The organism is Stenotrophomonas sp. GSD10, from assembly GCF_056172695.1.
Window position 1 is genome coordinate 3,531,472 of the sequence record NZ_JAOCMC010000002.1, and the last position, 23,915, is coordinate 3,555,386.

Below are 23,915 nucleotides of genomic sequence, written 5' to 3' on the forward strand. Positions count from 1 at the left end.
CGTGCACGCACGCCGGGCCTGGGTCATTCCGGGCCCGGCGTTTTTCATGTATAGCGTTCATCGCACCGTTCCAAGGAGTCGTACCGATGCTCAAGCCTTCCCGCGCCCGGATGCGCAGCGCAGTGCTGCTGGGCGGCCTGCTCGCCCTGTTGCCGGCGCTGCCGGCCCTGGCCGCCGATCCCACGCCCGCCGCTGAAGCACCCGGCCCGCAGCTGCGCGCCGGCAGCCTGATGCTGATTCCCGCCCCGGCCACCGTGCAGCGCGCCCAGGGCAGCGGCATCACCGTGCGCGCCGATACCGTGCTGCAGGCCGAAGGCGAAGCTGCGCAGCGCGTCGCCGCGCAGTTTGCCGACCTGCTGGCCCGCAGTGGCGGCCCGCGCCTGGCGCTGGCCAAGGGCAGGACAGCGGCCAAGAGCGGCAGCATCCACTTCCAGATCGTGCCTACCTTCCGCGACAGCGGTGAGAGCTACACGCTGGAAAGCAGCGCGCAGGGCGTGCTGATCCAGGCCGGCAACGAGACCGGCCTGTTCTATGGCGCCACCACCCTGGCCCAGCTCGCCACCGGCGGCAGCAACGGCGTGCTGCCGGCCGTGCAGATCCAGGACGCGCCGCGTTTCAGCTGGCGCGGTTTCATGCTCGATTCCGCCCGTCACTTCCAGAGCCTGGACGAGATCAAGCGCGTGCTCGACGCGATGGCCGCGCACAAGCTCAACACCTTCCACTGGCACCTGACCGATGACCAGGGCTGGCGCATGGAGATCAAGCGCTACCCGAAGCTGACCGAGGTGGGCAGCTGCCGCCTGCCGGCCGGTGATGGCGGCATCGATCCGGTCAGCGGCCAGGAACATCCGTACTGCGGCTTCTATACGCAGGAGCAGATCCGTGAAGTGATCGCCTATGCAGCCAAGCTGCATATCCAGGTGATTCCGGAGATCGATGTGCCGGGCCACGCGACCGCCGCGATTGCCGCGTATCCGGAGCTCGGCACGATCGATACACCGCTGAAGCCGATCAGCGAATGGGGCGTGTTCCCCAACCTGTTCAACACCGAAGACAGCACCGTCACCTTCCTGGAGAACGTGCTGGAAGAAGTGATCGACCTGTTCCCAGCCAAGTACGTGCACGTCGGTGGCGACGAGGCGGTGAAGGACCAGTGGGAAGCATCGAAGCAGGTGCAGCAGCGCATGCGTGCGCTCGGCATCAACAATGAGATGGCCATGCAGAGCCACATCATCAAGCGCCTGGAGACCTTCCTGGAGGAGCACGACCGGCGCCTGATCGGCTGGGATGAGATCCTCGAAGGCGGCCTGCCGCCACAGGCCACGGTGATGTCGTGGCAGGGCACCGAAGGCGGACTGGCAGCGGCCAGCGCCGGCCATGACGTGATCATGTCGCCGGTCGGCTACCTGTACCTGGATTACCTGCAGACCGCCTCGCCGAATGAACCGCCGGGCCGCCCGACCCAGGTCAACCTCGGCAAGCTGTACAACTTCGAACCGGTGCCGGCCGAACTGGCTGCCGACAAGCGCGAGCACATCCTCGGCCTGCAGGCCAACATGTTCACCGAGCACACGCGCAGCTATGCGCGCCTGCAGCACAACCTGTTCCCGCGCCTGGCAGCGGTGGCCGAGACCGGCTGGAGCACGCCGGAACAGCGCGACTTCCGCGATTTCCTCGCGCGCCTGCCGTCCCAGCTGCAGCGCTACCGCGCCTGGGGCCTGGCCTACGCGCAGACGCCGTTTGAAGTGGGCGTGGACTACACCGGCAACCGCGCCGCCAACACCGTGACCGTGTCGCTGGCCAATCCGCTGGGCTATGAGGTGCGCTACAGCACCGATGGCCAGCCGGTGAGCGCGCAGTCGCCGCTGTACCAGCAGCCGCTGACCGCCACGCTGCCCGCCACCGTGCAGGCGGCCGCGTTCTACCAGGGGCAGATGCTGGCGGCGAAGCCGACGGTGGCGGCGTTCACCGCACAGTCGCTGCTCAGCCGCCGCAGCGATGAGCTGCTCAGCTGCGTGGGCAAGAAGGGCCTGGTGCTGCGCCTGGAAGACGATGGCCCGCGCGAAGGCGAGCGCGCCGTGTTCAACGTGGACATCTTCCAGCCGTGCTGGCGCTGGCCGCAGGCGCAACTGGACGGCATCGGCAGCGTGGAAGTGCGTGCGGGGCGTATTCCGTACTACTTCCAGCTGGCCCACGACGAGCCCAAGCGCCGCTTCGAGAAGGCCAAGCGCGCGCATGGCGAGATGCAGGTGCGCCGTGGCGATTGCAGCGGCAAGGTGCTGGCTGAAGTAGCCCTGCCGGCCAAGCCGGATGCCGATGGCTTCGTGACCCTGCGTGCGGCACTGCCGAAGGGCACGAAGGGGAACGGTGATCTGTGCATCAACTTCACCGGCGACACGCGCCCGGCGATGTGGGTGCTGGATGAGGTGACGCTGGGTAAATAACGGCAGATCGGTCCTGGTGGGTGCCGACCTTGGTCGGCACCTCGGGCAATCCTGGTGGGTGCCAACCTTGGTCGGCACCTTGGGCAATCCTGGTAGTTGCCAACCTTGGTTGGCACGCGGTTACCCGCGCCAGCGCAGCAGCAGATCGCGCAACGGAGTCAACGCGGTGGCCAGGCCCGCCAGCACGCCCACCGTGTTGGCGATGGCGTCCATCGGATCGGCCACGCGGTCATCGGTCAATGCGCCCTGCGCGAACTCGATGCCGATGCCCATCAGTACCAGGCCCACGCCCACCCACAGCAGCGGGCGCCCGCGCCGGAACAGCTGCACCGCGCTGCCGGCCAGGATGAAATAGGCGAGGAAGTGCTCCCCCTTGTCGCTGTTTTCCGGCAGCGGGATCGGCGGCGGCGGGATCAGGCAGACCACGATCACCACCAGCACCGCCAGCGCCCACAGCGCGCCCCACAGCCGCGGCCGGCGCAGCGGCTTGATCACCGGCAACGCACTGCTCACAGGCGCCAGCTCAGGTCGCCCAGTGCAAAGGCCGGCTCGAAATCAACATCGCGCTGCAGGCCGATGGCCTGGAAGCGCTCGCCCATTTCGGTGGGCAGGGTCAGTTTCTTCACCTGGTCGCGCAGCTGGATGCGGCCAACCTCGTCGGTGCGTTCCTCGGCCAGCAGCAGCACCTGGTCCAGGCCGTTGCCGAGCAGGAAACTGGCCTGGCTGCAGTAACCGGCCAGCTCGAACCCCCCATGCATGCCTGCCTCGGCCATCGCGGTGAAATCCACCGAGGCGGTGATGTCCTGCAGGCCCGGCCAGCGGTGCACGTCGTTGTGCACGTGGTGGCGATAGAACGCGCGCACGGTGCCATCATCGCGGTCGGGCTGGTAGAACTCGCCCCGGTTGTAACCGTAGTCGACGAACAACAGCGCACCACGTTGCAGGCCGCCGGCCACCGCCTGCAGCCAGTACGGCAGCTGCGGCAGCACTTCGGAGCGGTAACCCTCGGCAAAGGGCTTTTCCAGATAGCGCTCGATGTGGCGCACCGCGCCGTTGAGCAGGATGTCGGCCGGCTGCGCGCCGCGGATGAAATTGCCGTCACCATCCAGCTCGACGGTTTCCTCATACACCTCGCCGTCGCGGATCAGGAAGCGCGGTGTCGGCAACGCGTCGATCACTTCGTTGGCAAACACCACGCCTTCCCAGTCTTCCTCGAACGGGCGGTCGACCCACTCCACGCGCGCGGCCAGCTCGGCCGGCAGGTTCAGCTGCAGGCGCTGCTGCTGGCGCTCGCGCAGGTCGGCACTGGGTTCGAGGATGGCGTAGCGCGAGGGCAGTGCGTCCAGCTCGGCCAGGCGCAGCAGCACCGCCTCGGCGAAAGCGCCGGTGCCGCCGCCCAGTTCCAGCATGCGCGCCTGTGCGCCCAGCTGCGCGAACACCGGCGCCAGCGCATTGGCCACGCTGCCGGCGAACAGGCTGCCGAGCTCGGGTGCGGTGGTGAAGTCGCCACTGCCACCGAACTTGCTGGCACCGGCGCTGTAATAGCCCCAGCCGGGGGTGTACAGGCACAGCTCCATGAAGCGGGAGAACGGCATTGCCCCGCCCTGGGCAAGGATTTCGGCACGCAGGGCGGCGGCCAGCTGGTCGCTGTGGGCCAGGGCATCGGCTTCGGGCAGGGGGAAGGTGGGCTGCATGGCGTCTTCGAATGCGGTGACAATGGTGCACAGGATAGCCGAGCCTTGGAGGACCCTCGATGAGCGACACCCACCCCGTGGTCCTGATCACCGGCAGCGCACGCCGGATCGGCGCGGCCATTGCCCGCCAGTTCCACGCCTGCGGCTGGTCGGTGGTGCTGCATGCCAACACTTCCAGCGCCGAGCTGCAGCAGGCCGCGTTCGATTTCGACAACGTGCGCCCCGGCAGCGTGCTGGCCCTGCAGGCCGACCTGCGTGACGCCGACGCCCTGCCCGACCTGGTCGAACAGGCCGTCAGCCACTTCGGCCGCCTGGACGCGCTGGTCAACAACGCCTCCAACTTCTTCCCGACCCCGCTCGGCCAGGTGACCGCCGAGGCGATGGACGAGTTGTATGCGGTCAACGCGCGCGCACCGCTGCTGCTGTCCCAGGCGGCGGCGCCCTACCTGCGCCGCCAGCACGGCTGCATCGTCAACCTGACCGACCTGCACGGCACCGACCCGATGCGCGACCACATCGCCTACACCATGGCCAAGGCCGCGCTGGAAATGGCCACGCGCTCGCTGGCGCTGGAGCTGGCGCCCAAGGTGCGGGTCAATGCCGTGGCGCCAGGCGCGATCCTGTGGCCGGAACAGGGCAAGGACGATTTCGCCCGCGAGGCGCTGCTGGCGCGCACGCCGCTGGCGCGGACCGGTACGGTCGAGGAGATTGCCGAAGCGGTGTATTGGTTGGTGGCCGAGGCCAGTTTCGTCACCGGCCACACATTGCGCGTGGATGGTGGGCGTACGGTCAGTTGAGGCGTTGCCGGCCGTTGGCCGGCAACCTCCCTCATTCCAGGTCCACCACCTCGAACGCGGCGCCGTACTGCGCGTGGGCACGCCACAGCGTGGCCAGGTCATGCCCGCTGACCGGGTCGATGAAATCCGGCGCGATGTCGGCCAGCGGTTTCAGCACGAAGGCATGCTTCAGCTCCGGGCGCGGAATGCGCAGGTGGCCGGGGCCTTCCACCACCAGGTCGCCGTAGAACACTACGTCGATGTCCAGCGTCCGGTCGGAGAAGCGCGGCCCGCTGCGGTCACGGCCATGGGCGTCTTCCAGCGCATGCAGCCAGTCGTCCAGTTCCTGCAGCGGCAGATCGGTGTCGATCGCCACGGCATTGTTGAGGAAAGCCGGGCCCTCGAAACCGACTGCGGCGGTGCGGTAGGCGGGCGAGACCTGCAGCGCGCCGAAGCGCGCGCGCAGGGCCGTCACCGCAGCGTGGAGGTAGCGGCGGGGCTGGACGTTGCTGCCCAGGCTCAGGAGCACGGTGGTCATGCGGTTCCGGTGGCGGCGTACTGGGGGGCGTGGGCATGCCGTCATCACGGCGGCCTGCCTACACTCCGGGACGCACATGATAGGGCACCGACATGACCTATTGCGTTGGAATCGAGGTGGACCAGGGCCTGGTCTTCGCCGCCGACACCCGGACCAATGCCTCGCTGGACGATGTGCGCGTGCATCGCAAGCTGCACGCGTTCGAGTACCCCGGCCAGGCAGCCTACGTGCTGATGGCGGCTGGCAACCTGGCCACCACCCAGCTGCTGGTGTCACGCCTGGGGCGTGATGCCGATGAACGGCGCACGCCCAACCTGCGCGACATGACCCACCTGTTCGAGGCCGCCGAATACGTCGGCCAACTGCTGGTGGACAGCCAGGTGCACAGCCGCCACAGCGAGCATGGCCATGACGGGGTCAACACTCAGGCCACGCTGATCTTCGGCGGCCAGATCGCCGGCGAGCGGCCGGGGCTGTACATGATCTATCCGCTGGGCAATGCCATCGCCGCGTCGCCGGAGACGCCCTACCTGCAGATCGGCGAATCCAAGTACGGCAAGCCGATCCTGGATCGCATCCTCAGCCCGGCCACGCGCCTGGAGGATGCCGCACGCACGGCGATCGTCTCGCTGGACTCCACCATCCGCTCCAATCTGTCGGTGGGTCTACCGATCGATCTGGCACTGCTGCGCGACGGTGAACTGCGTATCGGGCAGCAGCTGCGGCTGGGCGCGGATTCAGCGCTGTATGCCGACATCCACCAGAACTGGTCCCGGCGGCTGGAACAGGCGGTGGATGCGCTGCCGCGGTTCCCGTGGGAAACCACCGGACGGTAGTGCCGGCCGCTGGCCGGCATCCGCGTTGATCCTGCAGCACGGGGATGCCGGCCAGCGGCCGGCACTACCCGAATGTCAGCCCAGCGCTTCGGCCACCGCGCGGAACACCTGCTGCATCTGCAGCGGCTTGCGCAGCACGTGCACCTCCACGCCGGGCGGGAAGGCATCGGCCGGCACTGCCACCGCAGCGTCCTCGAGCACCAGTGCCGGGCCGCCATAGCCCAGCGCGGCCATCTCGCCCAGCAACTGGCTGGCCGGCAGCAGCTTGGAGCCGGCATCGGCGATCACCAGCGCCGGCAGCGCTTCCTGCTGCATCCAGCGCAGCGCGGCCGGGCCGTCGGACGCCAGCTGCAGCTGGTAGCCCTGGCTGGACAGCGCATTGCCCAGCAGCGACAGGCGCGTAGCTTCGCCATCGACCACCAGGATCGACTGGCCACTGCCCAGCGCCACCAGCTGCTCGACCGGCTCACCGGTATCGATGCTTTCATGCATCGGCAGGCGCAGCTCGAAACGTGTGCCCTGCCCCAGCGCGCTGCTGACGTGGATGCTGCCGCCCGCACCTTCGACGATGCGCTTGCAGGAAATCAGGCCCAGGCCGGTGCCATCGGCCTTGGTGGTGAAGAACGGATTGAACAGGTGCGAGAGCGTGTCCGCGTCCATGCCGATGCCTTCATCGACCACGCGGATGCACATCCAGTCCACCCCGTCGCGATGGCCGGCGTGGTTGGCGGTCAGGCTCAGGCGGCCGCCGTCGGGCATGGCCTGGATTGCGTTGAGCGCCAGGTTCAACATCACCTGCTGCAGCTCGGTGTAGTTGGCATCGACCACCAGGCCCTCATCCTGCACCTGCAGTTCCAGGCGCACCGCGTCGGGCACGTTGCTGCGCAGCAGCAGTGCCACCGCATCGAACAGGCCGTTGATCTCGATGCGTTCGCTGGGTTTGCGCGAGCCGCGCACGAACGACAGCATCGACTCGGCCATCTCGTGGCCACGACGCCCGCACTCGGCGATGACATCGGCCAGATGATGCAGCTGCGGATCATCGGTGCGTGCCTTCAGCAGGTCCGGCATGATCAGCAACGGCTGCAGGATGTTGCGCAGGTCATGGCTGAGCCCGGCGGCGAGCAGCGACAGGCTTTCCAGCCGTTGTGCGCGCATCAGTTCGGTTTCCACCCGCGCGCGCTCCACGGTACTGCGCGCATCGCGGATCGCGCGCGCCACCGCCGACGGCAGACGCGCCGGCTGGTGCTTGATGATGTAGTCGTTGGCGCCCTTCTGCAGCGCCGCCACCGCGTTCTCCTCACCCATGGTGCCGGAGACGAAGATGAAGGGTACTTCCGGCGAGGTCTCACGCACGATGCGCAGCGCATCGTCGCCAGAGAAGCCCGGCATGCTCAGGTCGGACAGCACGATGTCCGGCTGGAACGCGGCCAGCGCCCGGCGCAGCTCTGCCTCGCTCTCCACGCGCTCGAAACGGGCTTCCAGGCCCGCATCGAGCATCTGTTCGGACATCAGCTCGGCATCTTCCGGGGAATCTTCCACCAGCAGGATGCGCAGCGCCCCCAGGGCGGGACCGGTCAAGGGCATGGGCTCACTCGAGTTCCGGTGCCTGGTTGATCAACGCCCAGAACTTGCCCAGGGTCTGCACCGCGCCGAAGAACTGGTCCACATCCACCGGCTTGACCACGTAGGCATTCACGCCCATGTCCCAGCTGCGGGCCAGATCGCTTTCCTCGCGCGAGGACGACAGGATCACCACCGGCAGGCGCTTGAGTTCATCGTGCTCGCGGATCTGCCGCAGCACTTCCAGGCCATCCATGCGCGGCATCTTGATGTCCAGCAGCAGCACCGCCGGCAACCCTTCCTCGCGGTTGGCAAAGGCGCCACGGCGCAGCAGGTAATCCATCACTTCCACGCCATCTTCGACGTGCACGATGGGGTTGGCCAGGCGCGCTTCTTCCAGTGCGTCGATCGCCATTTCGGCATCGGCCGCGCTGTCTTCGGCGAGCAGGATGGTGCGCAGAGTCGTCATGCAGAAGGACCTTGTTTGTCCGCGTCGATGGCGGGAGGCAGGTAGAAGTGGAAGGTGGCGCCGACGTCCGGTTCGGCCTCGGCCCAGATGCGGCCGCCATGGCGGGTCAGCACGCGGCGCACGCTGGCCAGGCCGATGCCGGTGCCGGGGTAGTCGCTGGCCTTGTGCAGGCGCTGGAACACGCCGAACAGTTTGCCGGCATAGGCCATGTCAAAGCCTGCACCATTGTCGCTGACCGTGAACTGATGACCGCCGTCGGGCTGCTGCCGGTAGTCCACGCGGATCCGAGCCGGTTCGCGGTTGCCCGAGTACTTCACCGCATTGCCGAGCAGGTTCAGCCAGACCTGCCGGATCATGTTCTCATCGGCCACCACGATCGGCAGCGGCGCGATGCTCCATTCCACCTGATGGGCGTGGCCAGTGCTTTCGGCCTCGGCCAGCAGATTGGCATCGAGCATGGCGCGGGTATCGGCCACCAGTGACTGCATGTCCACCGCCTGCTGGCGCATCGCCGCGCGGCCCAGCCGCGAATAGACCAGCAGGTCGTCGATCAGCGCCGCCATGCGCCGTGCCGAACTGGAGATCACCTCCAGGTAGTGGCGGCTCTTGTCGTCGGCCTGCTCGCCGAGGTGGCGCGACAGCTTGTCGGAGAAGCCGGCCACATGGCGCAGCGGAGCACGCAGGTCGTGCGACACCGAGTAACTGAACGCTTCCAGTTCGCGGTTGACCTCCGACACCTGCGCCACCTTGCCTTCCAGCTGGCGGTTCAACTCTTCCACGCGCAGCTGCACGGCACGCTGCACCGTGACATCGCTGATGGTCAGCAGCACGACCTCGTCATCGGTGTCAGGCAGCGGCATGCGGCGCGCGTTGAGCAGCATGTAGCGCGAGATGCCATCGGCGGTGCGCTGCTCGTGCTCGAAGTCCCAAAGCTCGCGCCCGCGCAGCAGCACGTCGGCCAGCCGCTGGCGCACCACCGGATCCTGCCAGGCGCCATCGCCAACGGTTTCCAGCAACAGGCCGTCGGCACGTTCGTCCTGCAGCCCGTACAGCTCGGCGAAGGCCGGATTGTGCAGCTGCACGCGCAGGTCGCGGTCGAGCAGTACGATCGGCTCACGCACGGTCTGCAACACCGAGGCCGCGCGCGCGGCCGAGCGCAGCGATTGCCGCTCGGCATGCAGGCGGCGGCCGATCTGCCGCTGCAGCAGCCACAGCACCAGGCCCAGCAGCGCCAGCTGCACCACCAGCGAACTCCACGACACCAGTTCGGTCTGCTTGCGCTGGCGCGCGGCCTGCTCGGCGCGCGCGGTCAACAGCGCCTGCTCGCTGGCCTGGAGTTCTTCGACCAGACCGCGGATCGGATAGCGCGTGCTCAGGTCCTGCACCAGCGCGCGCTGGTCGCTGTCCGGCTCGGACCGGGCCAGTTCGCGGGCCACCGCCAGCCGCCCCTCCAGCATCGATTCGATGCGGCCGATGCGGATCAGCTGGTCGGGATTGTCGCGGGTCATCCGGCCCAGTTCGGCCAGCCGCCCGGGAATCTCGTTGGCCTTGGCCATGCGTTCGCGCAGGCCGGGCGCGTCGATGCCCTTGGACAGGGTCAACGCCGCCGATTCAACATCACGGACATCGGCCTGCAGCTGTTGCAGGGCCACGCCTACGGCCTGGGTATGGCTGACCCAGGCCATCGCCTGTTCGTTGTCCTGCTGCAGTTTGCGCAGCGTCAACCACGGCACCACGATGATCGCGGCGGCCGCCAGCGCCAGGGCCGGCAACCGCCAGCGGTCCCAGATGTCGTCACTGAAAACCAGTGCCATGGTTCCTCGTCAACCGAGCCGCGCATCGGTGGTCGGGACGAACCCGACGGCGGCGGAACCGGCAATATAGCGCAGGCGGTCACACGGGCGGGCGTTCCGGCCCGGCTGGCTGAACGGGTTATGGGAACCCGGCCGTAGAGTCGAGCTTGCTCGACTGCTCTGCCCATTGACCTGAGGTTGATCGATGGCGCGAGTCGAGCAAGCTCGACTCTACCCGGCAGCGGGCGCCCCACGCGGGGGCGCCCACCGGGATCAGCGCTTGGCCGCCGCGCTGACCTTCAGTGCAGCGGCGTCAACACGGGTCACGCCCTTGATGCCCTTGGCGGTGGTGACTGCCTTGTCCTTCTCGGCCTGGCTGGCCACCGCGCCACTGAGGCTGACCACGCCGTTCACCGTTTCCACCTTGATTTCGGTGCCCGGCACGTTGCTGCTGGCCAGCAGGTCGGCCTTCACCTTGGTGGTGATCCAGGTGTCGGTGACCGGTTCATTGGAATCGTGGCGATCGGCATGGGTCGCCGGATGCGTGCTGGTCGGCGGGCTCTTGGCGGCCGGGTCCTTGGCGAATGCAGCCGAGGAGGACAGCGCCAGGCCCAGGGTGAGGGCAGAAGCAATCAGCGTTCGGGTGGTATTGCTCATCGTGTCGTACTCCTTCGGGATGTGCTGCCAGTCTGGACAGATGCATGTGTGGCAGGCGTGGCGCCGCGGTCATGCCGCCGTGAATCGGAGCGTCTGCAGCGGCAACCGTTCAGTTTTGGCCTGCCAGCGCCCGTCGTTTACCCTGCCCTTCCCACTGCCGGAGCTCTGCCATGCGCCCCGACCTGCACCTGGCCCTGATCGGCTACGGCCTGGCCGGCCGTGTCTTCCATGCACCGCTGATCCAGCACACGCCCGGGCTGGTGCTGCACAGCATCGTCAGTTCGCAACGCGACACGCTGCTGCGCGCGTTCAGCGACGTGCACGTGCGCGCCACGCCACAGGAGGTGTTCGACGACCCCGCAGTGGACGCGGTGGTGATCGCCACACCCAACCAACAGCACGCCTCCCTGGCGATCGCAGCGCTGGCGGCGGGCAAGCATGTGCTGGTCGACAAACCGTTCGCACTCGACGTTGCCGAAGCCGAAGCGGTGCTGGCCGCTGCGCGTGAGGCCGGCCGCATCGCCACCGTGTTCCAGAACCGGCGCTTCGATGCCGACTTCCTCACCCTGCAGGCGCTGCTGGCCGATGGCGTGCTGGGTGAGGTGGCCGAGTGCCATGCGCACTTCGACCGCTACCGGCCGCAGGTGCGTGACCGCTGGCGCGAGCAGGAAGGACCCGGCAGCGGCCTGTGGTACGACCTGGGCCCGCACCTGCTGGACCAGATGCTGGTGCTGTTCGGCTGGCCGCAGGCGATCGATGCCGATCTGGCGGTGCAGCGCGAGGGTGGCAGCGGTATCGATTACTTCCATGCAGTGCTGCATTACCCACGGCATCGCGCGATCGTGCATGCCGGTTCACTGGTGGCTGCGCAGACGCCGCACTTCAGCGTGCATGGCAGCCAGGCCAGCTGGATCAAGCACGGCCTGGACGTGCAGGAAGCGCAGCTGCGGCGCGGTGTTGCACCGGGTGCGCCGGGCTGGGGCATCGACCCGCGGCATGGCGAACTGGTGCGCTGCGATGCCGAGGACAACGTGCAGCGCAGTACCGTGGACAACCTGCCCGGCGACTACCGGCGGCTGTACGCGCAATTCGCAGCAGTGATGCACGGCGATGGCGAAGCCACGGTGAGTCCGGAGCAGGCGTTGCAGCTGATGCGGCTGCTGCAGGCCGGCATGGACAGCGCACGCGAAGGACGGCGGGTGCGGCTGGGGTGACCGGCAGGGCTGCGCCCTGCACCCGCGGTAGTGCCGGCCGCTGGCCGGCACTAGCAACGGCAACGTCAAAAGCGGGCATTCCGTGAATGGCGTGGTGGGGCCGGTTGCGGGGGCGCCGTAAATACGTCCATGTAGGCTCGGTCGCCGCATCCATGCGGCTCACGCCCCCGCAATCGGACCCACCCCGCCTTCGACAGATTTCTGCGGCTGTTGGTAGGTGTCGACCTTGGTCGACACATCCACGCCATGCGTGGATGACGTGGAAACGATCGGAACACGCCTTTGTAGAGTCGAGCCATGCTCGACTGGCTTTTGCGTCATGGGGTCAGAGCCCTTTCCTGCGGAAAGGGATCCGACCCCGGCTGCGTGGCTTACGACTTCTTGATGGCGTGGCCGCCGAACTCGTTGCGCATCGCCGACAGCAGGCGGTCGGTGAACGAATTGGATTCGCGCGAGCGCAGCCGTTCCAGCAGCGACAGGGTGATCACCGGTGCCGGCACGTCCAGCGCGATGGCTTCGGCCACCGTCCAGCGGCCTTCGCCGGAATCCTCCACGTACGGTGCGATGCCGTCCAGCGATGGGTTGCGCTTGAGCGCTTCGGTGCTCAGGTCCAGCAGCCACGAACGCACCACGCTGCCGTGGCGCCACACCTCGGCCACCTGCGCCAGGTCCAGCTCCATCTCCTGCTTGCGCTCCATCAGTGCGAAGCCTTCGGCATAGGCCTGCATCATTCCGTACTCGATGCCGTTGTGCACCATCTTGGTGAAGTGACCGGCGCCGGACGGGCCGACACGCGCCCAGCCGCGATCCTCGGCCGGTGCCAGCGTGCGCAGCAGGGGCGCGATCTGTTCCACCACCGAAGCCTCGCCACCCACCATCAGGCTGTAGCCTTCCTGCAGGCCCCACACGCCACCGCTGGTGCCGCAGTCGACGTAGCCCAGATCGTCCTCGGCCAGCGCCTTCGCACGGCGGATCGAGTCCTGGTAGTTGGAGTTGCCACCGTCGATGACGATGTCACCCTCGGCCAGGTGCGGGGTCAGCTGGCCCAGGGTCTGGTCGACGGTCTCGCCGGCCGGCACCATCAGCCACAGCACGCGCGGCACCGGCAGTGCGGCCACGGCCGCGGCCAGCGAATCAACCACCTCCAGGCCGGCCTCGGCAGCGCGCTGGCGGGCACCTTCGCCCGGGTCGTAGCCGACCACGCGGTGGCCGCCGCGATGCAGGCGCTGGGCCATGTTGGCGCCCATGCGGCCGAGGCCGATCATTGCAATATCCATTGTTTCACCTTCAGTTGGGGTCTAGGGTCAGGCTGCCTGGCCTGCCGGTAGCCGCGCAGTGGCGCAGCTGCGCCTCGCGCCAACGCCGGTAGAGCGTGGTATGCAGATTGTGCACCGCCAGGTCGATCGAAAACGGGGTGCGCGGGTTGCGATCGAGCAGGCGGGCGATGTGGTATCCGATGGGACGTATACCGCGTGGATGCACATAGATCACGAACTGCTGGTAGAACGGATCGTCCAGCAGCTGGTCCATGCGCGCCAGCGTGGCGCGATGGCGCGGTGCCAGCGCCGCGCGCAGTTGCGCATCGCGCTCGAACAGCAGACGCTCGAAATAACGCATGCCGATGCGGGGCATGCCCTGCGCCAGCCGCCACAGCTCGGCATTGCGCTGGTCGTACCAGGCCAGGCCGCCGTGCAGCGCCAGTGCCTGCGCGGCGCCCTCGCCCACCTCGACCACCACGAAGTTCTCGGCCTGGTTGCTCAGGTCATCCAGGCTGCCCTTGTCGTACACGTGCTCGATGAAGCCGGGGACACCGACGAAGGCCTGTCGGCCCATCGCCGACGTGCGCACCGCCTTGCCATCGGCAAAGAAGTCGCCCGCATGCGCGCCGAGCAGGATGCTGTCGGTGTCATGCAGTGCGAGGAACGTGCCGATCGACAGTTCGGCGGGTTTGAATTCCGCATCGAACGCGGCATCGCCATACAGCTCGCGCTGCGTGGCCAGCTGCGCGACCTGGCGGCCCACTCCGCATTCGGCGCGCACGCGGCCGCTGTAGAACGTCTGCAACGCGTGGCTGTTGCTGGCAGTGGGCACAAAGCCACGACCGAAACTGCGCGTGCGCTGCCAGCCCTGCGAAGGCGCGCCCTGCAGGCCGAAACCGATCCACCCCATCTGCAGGCCGGAGAAGCGGAAGCCTGTGTTGCCCTGCAATGCGGTCGTTGCACGGCCGGTGGCCGCGCCCAGTTCGAAGGCATAGGCGCAGACCGTGGCCGGATCGTCCAGCAGCTGCTGCAACAGCGCCTGGCGCGATGCAGGCGGCAGATCCGCCGGCCAGCGCACGTGCAGGTCACCGGCTGCCTGCGCCGCCGCCAGCGAGGCACGCGTGCACACCGGCCCGCCCTGTATCTCGGGCGCGGCAACCGCCGCGTCTTCGAAGCGCCAGCCCAGTCGCTGCAGCAGGCCCTGCACGCAGTCAGCGGGCGTGGACGCAACGCCCAGCGCGGGCACCAGCAACAGCGCCACCCCCATCAGCCTGCCACGCACGCTCAACCCTGGTCCGTGGCCGCCGGTGCGGGTTCAGGGGCCGGCGGTGGTGGTGGTGGTGGTGGTTTGCCGGATTCTGCTGGCAGGTACTGTTGCAGGCGCTGGAAGAAGCGTCGATAGAACTCGGCATCGGTGACCGTGCTGCTGGCCACCTTCACCAGCGAGTCGTCATTGCTGCCGAACGGCAGCGATACCGAGCCCAGCGCACCGACGCCGACACTGGCCGAGGTCGGGCTCTTCTTCAGCGCATAGCGGTCCTGCACGGCACTGACGAACACCAGCGCCTGGCTGCCGCGCGGCGCGCAGGAGATGCGCAGCACCAGCTGCTCGTGATCATCTTCGCGTGGCTGGAAATTCTTGTTCCCTTCCACCTGGGTGTCGTCAGCGCGGGCGATGGCATAGCCCTGGCTGAGCAGGGTACGGCGTGCCGCCTCGCAGGCCTCGCCGGGGCGACCCTCGACCGTGCGCGAGAAGGTATCGCCCGAATCAAAGGACTCGCGCAGTACGGTGCTGTCGGCGGCACGACCACCACAGGCCGACAGGATCAAGGCGCTGGACAGCGCCACGACAACGCTGGAAAGACGGGAGGCCCGCATGGGTACTCCTGCGAGGACGGTACCCCCAAGCGTAGCCCTGCCCCCGTGTGCGGCAGGTCGAAACCGGCGCCCACGTTGGTCCCGGTTCATCCGCCGGGCACGGCCCGCCGCTACCGGGATGGAGCCCCCAGACGACGAAGGGCCGGCAATGCCGGCCCTTCGGGTCCCTCACCCGCTGAGCCGCTCAGTCGGCCCAGCGACCCGCACCGGTGGACTGCGGCAGCACCTGTGCCGACAGCGGGCGATCAGCTTCCAGCAGGTTCACTGCATCGGCCAGGATCGAGGCCGATTCACGCAGCAGCGGGTCCGGACGCTTCTCGGCGGCCTTCTCGCGCGCGGCATCCTTGACGATGTCGCGCTCGTTGCCGGTCAGGCCGTCATCGCTGCTGTCATCGGCCAGCGGGTCCAGGGCCAGGCCCAGTTCCTTGCGCTGCAGCTGGCGCTCCTTGCGCTGGGTGTCCTGGCGCTCACGCTCGGCGCGGCGGGTGGCTTCGTTCAACGAGATGTACTTCTTCGCCGCTTCAGTGCGGAACTGCTCCACGTCCTCGTTCCACCACTGGAATTCCTTGTCGGTGGCGATACGCGCGTCGTGGCGGGTTTCCAGCTTCGGCAGCAGCGGTGCGAAGTTGCCGTACTGGGTATGCGGCACGGCGGCGATGCGGGTCCACGGCAGCGCGTTGTCGTAGGTGCTTTCGCCGAACTCGGTGGCATCGACGCTGGCCGGGAAGGCCAGGTCCGGCACCACGCCCTTGTGCTGGGTGCTGCTGCCGCTGATACGGAAGAACTGGGCGATGGTCAGCTTCACCTGCCCAAAGCGCTGGGTCTCGCCACTCGGCCAACGGTCGAGGTCGACGATGTTCTGCACGGTGCCCTTGCCGAAGCTGGTCTCACCGATCACCAGGCCACGGCCGTAGTCCTGGATGGCGCCGGCGAAGATTTCCGAGGCCGAGGCCGAACCCCGGTTGATCAGCACGGCCAGCGGGCCGTCCCACGCCACGCCCTGGTTGCGGTCGCTGTTGACGGTGACGCGGCCACCGGACTCGCGCACCTGCACCACCGGGCCCTGCTCGATGAACAGGCCGGTCAGTTCGATCGCCTCATCCAGCGAACCGCCGCCGTTGTTGCGCAGGTCCAGCACCACGCCATCCAGCTTGTCGTTCTTGAAGCCGGCCAGCAGCTTGGCCACGTCGCGGGTGGCCGAGGCGTAGTCGGCGGCATTGCGGCGACGGCCTTCGAAGTCCTGGTAGAAGGTCGGCAGCTTGATCACGCCGACCTTGCGCGCCGGTTCGCCATTGGCGGCCGGAATGGTCATGGTCTCGCCCTTGGCGGCCTGTTCGGCCAGGCGCACCTTCTGCCGGGTCAGCACCAGCGTGTGGTGCTTGCCGTCGGCGCCTTCGGCGGCCGGAATGAATTCCAGCTTGACCTGGGTGTCCTTGGCGCCGCGGATCTTGGCCACGACGTCATCGATGCGCCAGCCGATCACATCCTCGACCTGGCCGGACTTGCCCTGGCCGACGCCGACGATGCGGTCACCCGGCTTCAGCGTGCCGTCCACCGCGGCCGGGCCGCCGGCGATGATCTCGCGGATCACCACCACATCGTCCTGGCGCTGCAGCTGCGCACCGATGCCTTCCAGCGACAGCGACATCGCCTGGTTGAAGTTCTCGGCGGTACGCGGGGTGAAGTAATCGGTGTGCGGGTCGACCGCGCTGGTATAGGCGTTCATGAAGAACTGGAAGACGTCCTCGCCCTTCAGTTCATTGACCGACTTCTCCAGCGTCGCGTAGCGCTTGTCCAGCGTCTTGCGGATATCATCGGGCTTCTTGCCGGCCAGCTTCAGGCGCAGCCAATCGTTCTTGACCGACTTGCGCCACAGCTCGTCCAGCTCGGCACTGCTGGCCGCCCACGGCACCTTCTTGCGGTCGTACTCGAAGCGCTCGTCGGTGGTGAAGTCCGGCTCCTGCTTGAGCAGCTTGCGCGCATAGGCCACACGCTCGCCGACGCGCTGCTTGTAGACGGCAAACACCTGGAACGACGGTTCCAGCTCGCCACCGCGGATGGCCGAGGCGATGTTGGCTTCAAACGGTGCGAAACGGGCCACGTCGGCCTGGGTGAAGTACTGCTTGCCACCGTCCAGCGTCTCCAGGTAGCGCTTGAACACGTCCTTGGAGGTGGCCTCGTCCAGCGCGCGCGGGCGGTAGGCGTAGCGGCTGTCGGACAGCAGGCCGTACACCAGCTTGGAGGTGGTGACCTGATCGGCGGTCGCCGCCGCAGGCAACGCGGGCGAGTCGGCCTTGGCCGCCAACGCCAGCGGCGCAACCAGCGCCAGGGCCAACAGGAATGCGGGGGCTTTGAATTTCATTGACGTGCTCGAAGGCGCCTTGCCAAGGGGGAGACTGCAGGGTGTTCAGACACCACGACAGTGCCGAAAGTTGCCGGGTTTGTCATCCGGCCACGATCGGTGGAAAACCAGCCTAGCCGGGCCGGTGTAGCAAATTGTGAATGCAGGCGGTAGCGCCGGGCCGTGCCCGGCGAGCGTGTGCGGACCAACGGTCCGCACCCACCGGTTCCGCACCTACCCTCAGGAAACGCCGGCGCCCTTGGCCTGCACGTCGGCGTGGTACGACGAGCGCACCATCGGGCCGGAGGCCACGTGGCTGAAGCCCAGCTCGTAGCCGTAGTCTTCCAGCGCCTTGTAGTCGTCCGGGGTCCAGTACTTCAGCACCGGGTGGTGGTGCGCGGTCGGCTGCAGGTACTGGCCAATGGTGATCATGTCCACGTCATGCGCGCGCAGATCACGCATGGTGGCCTTGATCTGTTCGAAGTCTTCGCCCAGGCCCAGCATGATGCCGCTCTTGGTCGGTACCTCCGGGTGCTGCGCCTTGAAGTTCTTCAGCAGGTTCAGCGACCACTGGTAGTCCGCGCCCGGGCGCACGTTGCGGTACAGGTCCGGTACGGTTTCGATGTTGTGGTTGAACACATCCGGCGGGTTCTGCGCCAGGATCTCCAGCGCGCGCTCCATGCGGCCCTTGCCGCGGAAGTCCGGGGTCAGCACTTCGATGCGGGTGCCCGGCGACTTCTCGCGGATGGCGGTGATGCAGTCGACGAAGTGCTGGGCACCGCCGTCGCGCAGGTCATCGCGGTCGACGCTGGTCACCACCACGTACTTCAGGCCCATGTCGGCCACGGTCTGGCCGAGGCTGGCCGGCTCGTTGGCATCGGGCGGCTTCGGGCGGCCGTGGGCCACGTCGCAGAACGAGCAGCGGCGGGTGCAGACTTCGCCCAGGATCATGAAAGTGGCGGTGCCGTGGCCGAAGCACTCGTGGATGTTCGGGCAGCTGGCTTCCTCGCACACGGTCACCAGGCGGTTCTCGCGCAGCTTGGCCTTCAGGTTCTGCACCGCATTGCCGGAGGGAATGCGCACGCGGATCCAGGACGGCTTGCGCAGCACCGGCGCGTCGGCGAACTGCACCGGCGAGCGGTTGATCTTGTCACCGCCCAGCTGCTTGACCCCGGCCTGCAACGGCGCGGCGGACGGAGAGTCGCCCTGCACGATCTGCAGGGGAATGGAACGGGCGGTGGTTTCAGTCATGGCAGTTCCGGGGGCGGTCAGGCGGCCGCAGAAAGATCAGGCAGTTCCGGCGTGTGCTGCAGCAGCAGGCCGAACTGGCGGGCCAGGTGGTCCAGCAGCACCGGCTTGACGGCATCCATCCCGGAGGGGCCGCCCAAGTCTACCACCGAGGTCACCTGCAACCCCTGGTAGCCACAGGGATTGATGCGGTGGAAGGGTTCCAGGTCCATCGACACATTGAAGGCCAGGCCGTGGAAGGTGCAGCCGCGGCGCACGCGGATGCCGAGCGCAGCGATCTTGGCGCCACCGACATAGACGCCCGGGGCGCCCTCGCGGCGTTCGGCGCCGATGTTCCACTCGCCCAGGGTATCGATGAGGGCCTGTTCGATGCGGCACACGTAGTCGCGCACACCGATGCCCAGTCGCGGCAGGCGCAGCAGCGGGTAGACCACGAGCTGGCCGGGGCCGTGATAGGTCACCTGGCCACCCCGGTCCACATGCAGCACCGGGATATCGCCCGGCGCCAGCACGTGTTCGTCCTTGCCGGCCTGGCCCAGGGTGAACACCGGGTCGTGCTCGACCACCCACAGCTCGTCGGCATCGGCGTCGCTGCGCTGGTCGGTGAAGCGCTGCATGGCGCGCCACACCGGCTCGTACGGCTGGCGGCCGAGGTCGCGGGCCACCGCCGGTCGCGGCGCGCGGTCTTCCGGGGCGGCGGCGGCCGGGCAGCTGTCGGCTACAGCGTCCACTTCACTTCCGGGTGGTCGCGCAGCGCCTGGTGGGCCAGGTCGTACTGTTCGCGGCTCTCGGCCTTGAACACGATGCGGACGGACACGTACTTGCCGTTGGACGAATGCTTCCAGCTGATGCGTTCATTGACGACATCAATGCCGGCGGCCAGCAGCAGGCGGGGAGCTCATGTTCCAGGCCGCGGTTGGCCGGGCCCATGGCGCTGAGCTCGAACTGGCCGGGGAACTGGAAGCCGTGGTCGGGGTTGTCGGACTTGATTTCCATGGCCCCATTATCGGGCCGCAGGGCAACAAACCCAAGAGTATTCATCAAAGTCAAAGGCGGCACCTGCGGGCTGCTGCGTTGCAGGCAGCGGCGGCGCCCGCCGGCCACCCCAACGCCAGCTGACTGGCACCGGCATGGCGCAGGGCGGCCCGGCCCGTGGCTTGGCCGGGCACCTGTAACGGATTGTGTCGTCCGGACAATGTTGTTTTCGGAACAGACAAGTGAGCGGAAAGCGCTCGTTCCGTCACAGGCGCACGAGTACCGTGTCGTTGCAGAAAACGACAAACCCGTGCCCCCTTCCCCATGAGCATTCCATCCATGCGTAGCGTCGCAGCCCTCGGGCTGTCCGGCCTGTTGGCCGCCGCCCTCCCCTTGCCGCCCAGGCCGCTGAACAATGCGGCCCGGACGCGATGCGCGACCACCCGCCCCAGGTCAACTTCCGCGTCGACAACGACCTGTTCGGTGGCCGCCACCAGGACCAGGGCTATACCAACGGCGCGCAGCTGACCCTGGTTTCGCCCAATCTGGTCGACTACACCGATGACCCCTGCCTGCCGCGCATGGCGCGCTGGGTGAACCAGTACCTGGAAGGGCTGCATCCGGGCAGGTTCGAACAGCAGAACATGATCTTCAGCATCGGCCAGGGCATCTTCACCCCGACCGACCCGGCCCGGCGCGATCTGATCGAGGAAGATCGCCCGTACGCCGGCGTGCTGCTGGCCAGCTTCGGTTTCAACGCGCGCAGCGGCGACCGCCTGCAGACCACCCAGCTGGCGCTGGGCGTGGTCGGGCCGTGGGCGCAGGGCAAGCAGGTGCAGGATGCGGTGCACAGCCTGCTGGGTGACAAGAAGTTCGAGGGCTGGGACAACCAGCTGCACAACGAACCGGTGTTCATGCTGACCCACGAGCGCATGCGGCGCTGGCCGGCCGATGCCAGCATCAACGCCGGCGGCTGGGGCTGGGATGCGATCAGCCACTACGGCGGCTCGATCGGCAACCTGGAAACCAAGGCCAATGCCGGCGGCGAAGTGCGCTTCGGCTGGAAGCTGCCCGACGACTTCGGCAGCACGCCGCTGCGCCCGGCCGGTGAGAACACCGCGCCCACGCGCGGTGGCCGTCCCAGCGGCTGGTCCTGGCACCTGTTCGCCACCACCGATGCGGCGTGGGTGATCCGCGATATCACGCTGGACGGCAACACCTTCCGCAGCAGCCACAGCGTGGACAAGCGCCACGTGGTCGCCCAGGCCGGCTACGGCATCGCCGTGATGCGTGGACGCTGGAAGTTCGCGATGGCGCGCTACCACAGCACCCGCGAGTTCAACGGCCAGCGCCAGTCACCGGTGTTCGGCAGCTTCACCATCAGCCGCTCGCTGTAGGTGAGCGGCTGATGGTGAAGTGGTAGGTGCCGACCGTTGGTCGGCACACCGGTTTGAATCGCTCGCTGTAGGCGAGCGGCTGATGGGTAGTGCCGGCCGCTGGCCGGCTGTGGCACATCCGGATGGGTTCATGAGGAGCCGGCCAGCGGCCGGCACTACCCGCATCCGCCACCGCCACCGCCATTCCGAAACGAAAAAGGCCGGCATTCGCCGGCCTTTTCCTTCACCACGCCGGGGCGTGGATCATTCTGATTCCCACCACATCCAGAAGCTGTCCCACAGGCGCTTGAAGAAGCCGGCCTGCTCGACGGCAGCCACCGCCACCAGCGGTGCTTCGGCAACGACCTTGCCATCCAGGGTCACCTTCACGGTGCCGATCTGCTGGCCGGCGGTGAACGGCGCTTCCAGCGTCTTGGGCACGTCGATGCTCGGCTTCAGGTCGTTGTAGCGGCCGCGCGGCACGCTCACCAGCATCGGCTGGGCCACGCCCAGCTGCACCTTGTCGGTGGTGCCCTTCCAGACCTTGTGCTCGGCCACGGCCTTGCCCGGCTCATACAGGCGGTGGGTCTCGAAGAAGCGGAAGCCCCAGTTCAGCAGGGCCAGGCTGTCATCGGCACGCTGCTTCTCCGACGCCCCCCAGCACCACCGCGATCAGGCGCTGATCGCCGCGCTGGGCCGAGCTCATCAGGCAGTAGCCCGCCTCGGAGGTGTGGCCGGTCTTGATGCCGTCCACGCTGCCATCGCGCCACAGCAGCAGGTTGCGGTTGGGCTGCTTGATGTTGCCGACCTGGAATTCCTTGATCTTGTTGTACGCGTAGGTTTCCGGGTAGTCGCGCACCATCGCCCGGCCCAGCAGCGCCAGGTCGTAGGCGGTGCTGTGGTGGCCTTGCGCGGTCAGACCATGGGCGTTGACGAAGTGCGAATCCTTCATGCCGATCTTGGCCGCGTAGCTGTTCATCAGCGAGGCGAAGGCCTCTTCGCTGCCGGCCACGTGTTCGGCCAGGGCGATCGCGGCATCGTTGCCGGACTGGATCGCCATGCCCTTTTCCATGTCTTCCAGGCGCGCGGTCTGGTTGACCGGGAAGCCGCTGTAGCTGCCGTCGGTGCCGGCGCCGCCTTCGCGCCAGGCGCGCTCGCTCATCATCACCTGGTCATCCGCACGGACCTTGCCGTTCTTGACCTCGGCGGCGATCACGTAGGACGTCATCACCTTGGTGATGCTGGCCGGGGCCAGCTGCTCGTGGACGTTTTCGCCGGCCAGTACCTGGCCGGTGGCGTAATCCATCAGCACCCAGGCCTTGGACACGCTCGGCGCCGGGGCCGGCGGAGTGGCAACGGTGGCCGGGGCGGCAGCGGCAGCGGCGGGCGCCGGCGTGGCCGGAGTCGGCAGCGGCGTCTGGGCGGAAGCCAGGCCCACCACCAGGGTGGCGGCCAGGGCGGTGGCGGCGGAACGGAAATTCATTGGACAGCAGGCTCCAGGGGACGGCCGGGAATGGAGGGTGGAACGTAACGGCCATTGTAAGGCCGGGGAGCGTGGGCCGGCAGCACCGGCCCGGGCGGATCAATCCTTGACGATCTGCGGCGAACCCAGGCCCAGACCGGCGATGCGGCCGACAAGTTCCGCGGCACTGGCATGGTCGTTGGCGGGAACACGCAGACGGAACAGGGTACGGCCACCGGCGGCGATGTCGCTGATGGTCGCACCGACGATGCCGGCAGCGTTGAGCTGGCCCATCGCGCGGTTGGCGTTGTCGCGGCTGGAGAAGCTGGCGACCTGCACCATCACCGCGCCGACCACCTGTTGCGACAGGCTGGGCGTGGCCGGAGTGGTACGCACCGGTGCCGGTGCCACCGTACGCGGCGCAGTGCTGGCCACGACGGCCGGCGCAGGTACCGTGCTGCGCACCGGCGGTGCGCTCGGCGGCAGGCTGCTGACCGCCACGTCCGGCGCGGTACTGGCCACGCCCTGGGTGGTGGCCGGCTGGCCGCGCGACGGTGCACCGTCGGTCGGCAGGCGGTTGACCAGGCGGTCGATGTCGCTGTCGGCGGGCGCACGTGCGGCCGGTGCCGAGCGCGTGCTGGCCATGGCGGTGGCCGCAGCTGCTTCGGCGGCACGACGCTCACGGCGCGAGGGTTTCTGCGCCAGCAGGTTGCTCTCGCCCGGCTGCAGCGCACGCACTTCCACATTGCCGGTGCCGCGTTGGGTGATCCCCAGGCGCACCGCGGCGGCGTAGCTGAGATCGACCACGCGGCCATCGTGGAACGGGCCACGGTCGTTGACGCGCACGATCACCGATTCGCCGTTGTCCAGGTTGGTCACGCGGGCGAAGCTGGGCAGCGGCAGCGTCTTGTGCGCGGCGGTGAACTGGTACATGTCGTAGACCTCGCGGTTGGAGGTCAGGCGGCCATGGAACTTGGCGCCGTAGTAGGAGGCGGTGCCGCGCTCGACGTAATCATGGGTGTCGTCGAGCACCTTGTACGACTTGCCCAGCACCACGTACGGCGACTTGTTGCCGATCGCCGAGCGCTCTTCGGCGGTCACTTCCGGCTCGGGAATGCAGGCCACGTTGGGAATGTAGGTGGGCGTGCTGTCCTTCACCCCGGGCTTGTACAGGCCACCGGCGGTGTAGTTGCCGCGGGTACTCAGGTCTTCCTTGGCCGCCGCGTAGGGCGAGCCTTCCGGGCAGTGCGCCGGACGCGAACCGCGGCCCTGCACCAGCGTTCCGCTGGACTTGCCACCATGGCCGGCGGTGGCCGGCTTCTTCGGCGCGCTGCTGCACGCTGCCAGCGCGAGGACGATCAAGCTCGGGACCAGCCATCTGATGTTCATGCC

General features: G+C 67.8%; 19 protein-coding genes and 3 pseudogenes. 6 read left to right on the top strand and 16 right to left on the bottom strand.

Features of this window, described 5'->3' with window-relative positions; all coding sequences use genetic code 11:
- Positions 1 to 86: 86 nt before the first annotated feature.
- Positions 87 to 2,444 carry a beta-N-acetylhexosaminidase gene (locus tag N4G47_RS16485; protein ID WP_475288823.1) on the top strand — a complete coding sequence of 786 codons (2,358 nt, stop codon included), beginning with the start codon at positions 87 to 89 and terminating at the stop codon, positions 2,442 to 2,444.
- A 120-nt stretch (positions 2,445 to 2,564) separates the two neighbouring features.
- Here N4G47_RS16485 and N4G47_RS16490 read toward each other — a convergent pair whose 3' ends face one another.
- Together N4G47_RS16490 and N4G47_RS16495 are read right to left on the bottom strand one after the other, a co-directional pair.
- Positions 2,565 to 2,966 (bottom strand): VanZ family protein, encoded by a 402-nt coding sequence (locus N4G47_RS16490; protein ID WP_309338264.1) that lies wholly within the window; start codon positions 2,964 to 2,966, stop codon positions 2,565 to 2,567.
- The gene (locus N4G47_RS16495) at positions 2,954 to 4,138 is read right to left on the bottom strand and encodes a class I SAM-dependent methyltransferase (RefSeq protein WP_475288825.1); all 1,185 of its coding nucleotides are present in this window, start codon (positions 4,136 to 4,138) and stop codon (positions 2,954 to 2,956) included. The genes N4G47_RS16490 and N4G47_RS16495 overlap by 13 nt, the downstream gene beginning before the upstream one ends.
- A 59-nt stretch (positions 4,139 to 4,197) precedes the next feature.
- Here N4G47_RS16495 and N4G47_RS16500 point away from each other — a divergent pair, with 59 nt between their 5' ends.
- A complete protein-coding gene (locus N4G47_RS16500; RefSeq protein WP_475288826.1) occupies positions 4,198 to 4,935 on the top strand; it encodes a pteridine reductase in 738 nt (245 codons plus the stop codon).
- A gap of 31 nt (positions 4,936 to 4,966) precedes the next feature.
- On the opposite strand, the gene folK is transcribed toward N4G47_RS16500, so the two are convergent.
- Positions 4,967 to 5,452, bottom strand: coding sequence for a 2-amino-4-hydroxy-6-hydroxymethyldihydropteridine diphosphokinase (folK, locus tag N4G47_RS16505; protein ID WP_475288828.1), 486 nt, complete (start codon positions 5,450 to 5,452; stop codon positions 4,967 to 4,969).
- A 92-nt stretch (positions 5,453 to 5,544) separates the two neighbouring features.
- Between folK and N4G47_RS16510 the strand changes: the two genes are divergently transcribed.
- Positions 5,545 to 6,288 carry a proteasome-type protease gene (locus N4G47_RS16510; protein ID WP_475288830.1) on the top strand — a complete coding sequence of 248 codons (744 nt, stop codon included), beginning with the start codon at positions 5,545 to 5,547 and terminating at the stop codon, positions 6,286 to 6,288.
- 75 nt (positions 6,289 to 6,363) lie between these two features.
- Here N4G47_RS16510 and N4G47_RS16515 read toward each other — a convergent pair whose 3' ends face one another.
- The 4 genes from N4G47_RS16515 to N4G47_RS16530 all read right to left on the bottom strand — a co-directional run bounded on the left by N4G47_RS16515 (position 6,364) and on the right by N4G47_RS16530 (position 10,770).
- A complete protein-coding gene (locus tag N4G47_RS16515; RefSeq protein ID WP_475288832.1) occupies positions 6,364 to 7,875 on the bottom strand; it encodes an ATP-binding response regulator in 1,512 nt (503 codons plus the stop codon).
- A 4-nt stretch (positions 7,876 to 7,879) separates the two neighbouring features.
- Positions 7,880 to 8,320: a response regulator gene (locus N4G47_RS16520; RefSeq protein ID WP_057496590.1), complete on the bottom strand. Its 441-nt coding sequence runs from the start codon at positions 8,318 to 8,320 to the stop codon at positions 7,880 to 7,882.
- Positions 8,317 to 10,134, bottom strand: a complete 1,818-nt coding sequence (locus N4G47_RS16525; protein ID WP_475288834.1) for a sensor histidine kinase — start codon at positions 10,132 to 10,134, stop codon at positions 8,317 to 8,319. Before N4G47_RS16525 ends, N4G47_RS16520 begins: the two co-directional genes overlap by 4 nt.
- A gap of 252 nt (positions 10,135 to 10,386) precedes the next feature.
- The gene (locus N4G47_RS16530) at positions 10,387 to 10,770 is read right to left on the bottom strand and encodes a BON domain-containing protein (RefSeq protein ID WP_049447825.1); all 384 of its coding nucleotides are present in this window, start codon (positions 10,768 to 10,770) and stop codon (positions 10,387 to 10,389) included.
- A gap of 170 nt (positions 10,771 to 10,940) precedes the next feature.
- On the opposite strand from N4G47_RS16530, the gene N4G47_RS16535 reads away from it, so the two are divergent.
- Positions 10,941 to 11,984, top strand: a complete 1,044-nt coding sequence (locus N4G47_RS16535) for an oxidoreductase (protein ID WP_475288836.1) — start codon at positions 10,941 to 10,943, stop codon at positions 11,982 to 11,984.
- A gap of 371 nt (positions 11,985 to 12,355) precedes the next feature.
- On the opposite strand, the gene gnd is transcribed toward N4G47_RS16535, so the two are convergent.
- The 7 genes and pseudogenes from gnd to N4G47_RS16570 form a co-directional block, all read right to left on the bottom strand.
- Positions 12,356 to 13,261: a phosphogluconate dehydrogenase (NAD(+)-dependent, decarboxylating) gene (gene gnd, locus N4G47_RS16540; protein WP_107231993.1), complete on the bottom strand. Its 906-nt coding sequence runs from the start codon at positions 13,259 to 13,261 to the stop codon at positions 12,356 to 12,358.
- A gap of 10 nt (positions 13,262 to 13,271) precedes the next feature.
- Complete coding sequence (locus N4G47_RS16545) at positions 13,272 to 14,510, bottom strand: hypothetical protein (protein ID WP_475289965.1); 1,239 nt, start codon at positions 14,508 to 14,510, stop codon at positions 13,272 to 13,274.
- Between the two features lie 17 nt (positions 14,511 to 14,527).
- A complete protein-coding gene (locus N4G47_RS16550; protein WP_475288840.1) occupies positions 14,528 to 15,121 on the bottom strand; it encodes a DUF2242 domain-containing protein in 594 nt (197 codons plus the stop codon).
- Positions 15,122 to 15,305: 184 nt separating this feature from the next.
- Entirely contained in the window at positions 15,306 to 17,483 is a 2,178-nt protein-coding gene (locus N4G47_RS16555) for a carboxy terminal-processing peptidase (RefSeq protein ID WP_107231991.1), read from the bottom strand.
- Positions 17,484 to 17,702: 219 nt separating this feature from the next.
- Positions 17,703 to 18,713, bottom strand: a complete 1,011-nt coding sequence (gene lipA / locus N4G47_RS16560) for a lipoyl synthase (protein ID WP_107231990.1) — start codon at positions 18,711 to 18,713, stop codon at positions 17,703 to 17,705.
- Positions 18,714 to 18,730: 17 nt separating this feature from the next.
- Positions 18,731 to 19,441: a lipoyl(octanoyl) transferase LipB gene (lipB, locus tag N4G47_RS16565; protein WP_475288845.1), complete on the bottom strand. Its 711-nt coding sequence runs from the start codon at positions 19,439 to 19,441 to the stop codon at positions 18,731 to 18,733.
- Positions 19,429 to 19,706 (bottom strand): annotated as a pseudogene (locus N4G47_RS16570) (YbeD family protein). Before N4G47_RS16570 ends, lipB begins: the two are co-directional and overlap by 13 nt.
- On the opposite strand from N4G47_RS16570, the gene N4G47_RS16575 reads away from it, so the two are divergent.
- A complete protein-coding gene (locus N4G47_RS16575; RefSeq protein WP_475289995.1) occupies positions 19,611 to 19,829 on the top strand; it encodes a hypothetical protein in 219 nt (72 codons plus the stop codon). The pseudogene N4G47_RS16570 and the gene N4G47_RS16575 sit on opposite strands and share 96 nt — an antisense overlap.
- Positions 19,830 to 20,024: 195 nt before the next feature.
- Positions 20,025 to 21,082 (top strand): annotated as a pseudogene (locus tag N4G47_RS16580) (lipid A deacylase LpxR family protein).
- 243 nt (positions 21,083 to 21,325) lie between these two features.
- Here the strand turns inward: N4G47_RS16580 and N4G47_RS16585 are convergent.
- Positions 21,326 to 22,544, bottom strand: a pseudogene (locus N4G47_RS16585) (D-alanyl-D-alanine carboxypeptidase family protein).
- A gap of 99 nt (positions 22,545 to 22,643) precedes the next feature.
- Positions 22,644 to 23,912, bottom strand: coding sequence for a septal ring lytic transglycosylase RlpA family protein (locus N4G47_RS16590; RefSeq protein WP_475288848.1), 1,269 nt, complete (start codon positions 23,910 to 23,912; stop codon positions 22,644 to 22,646).
- Positions 23,913 to 23,915 lie beyond the last annotated feature (3 nt).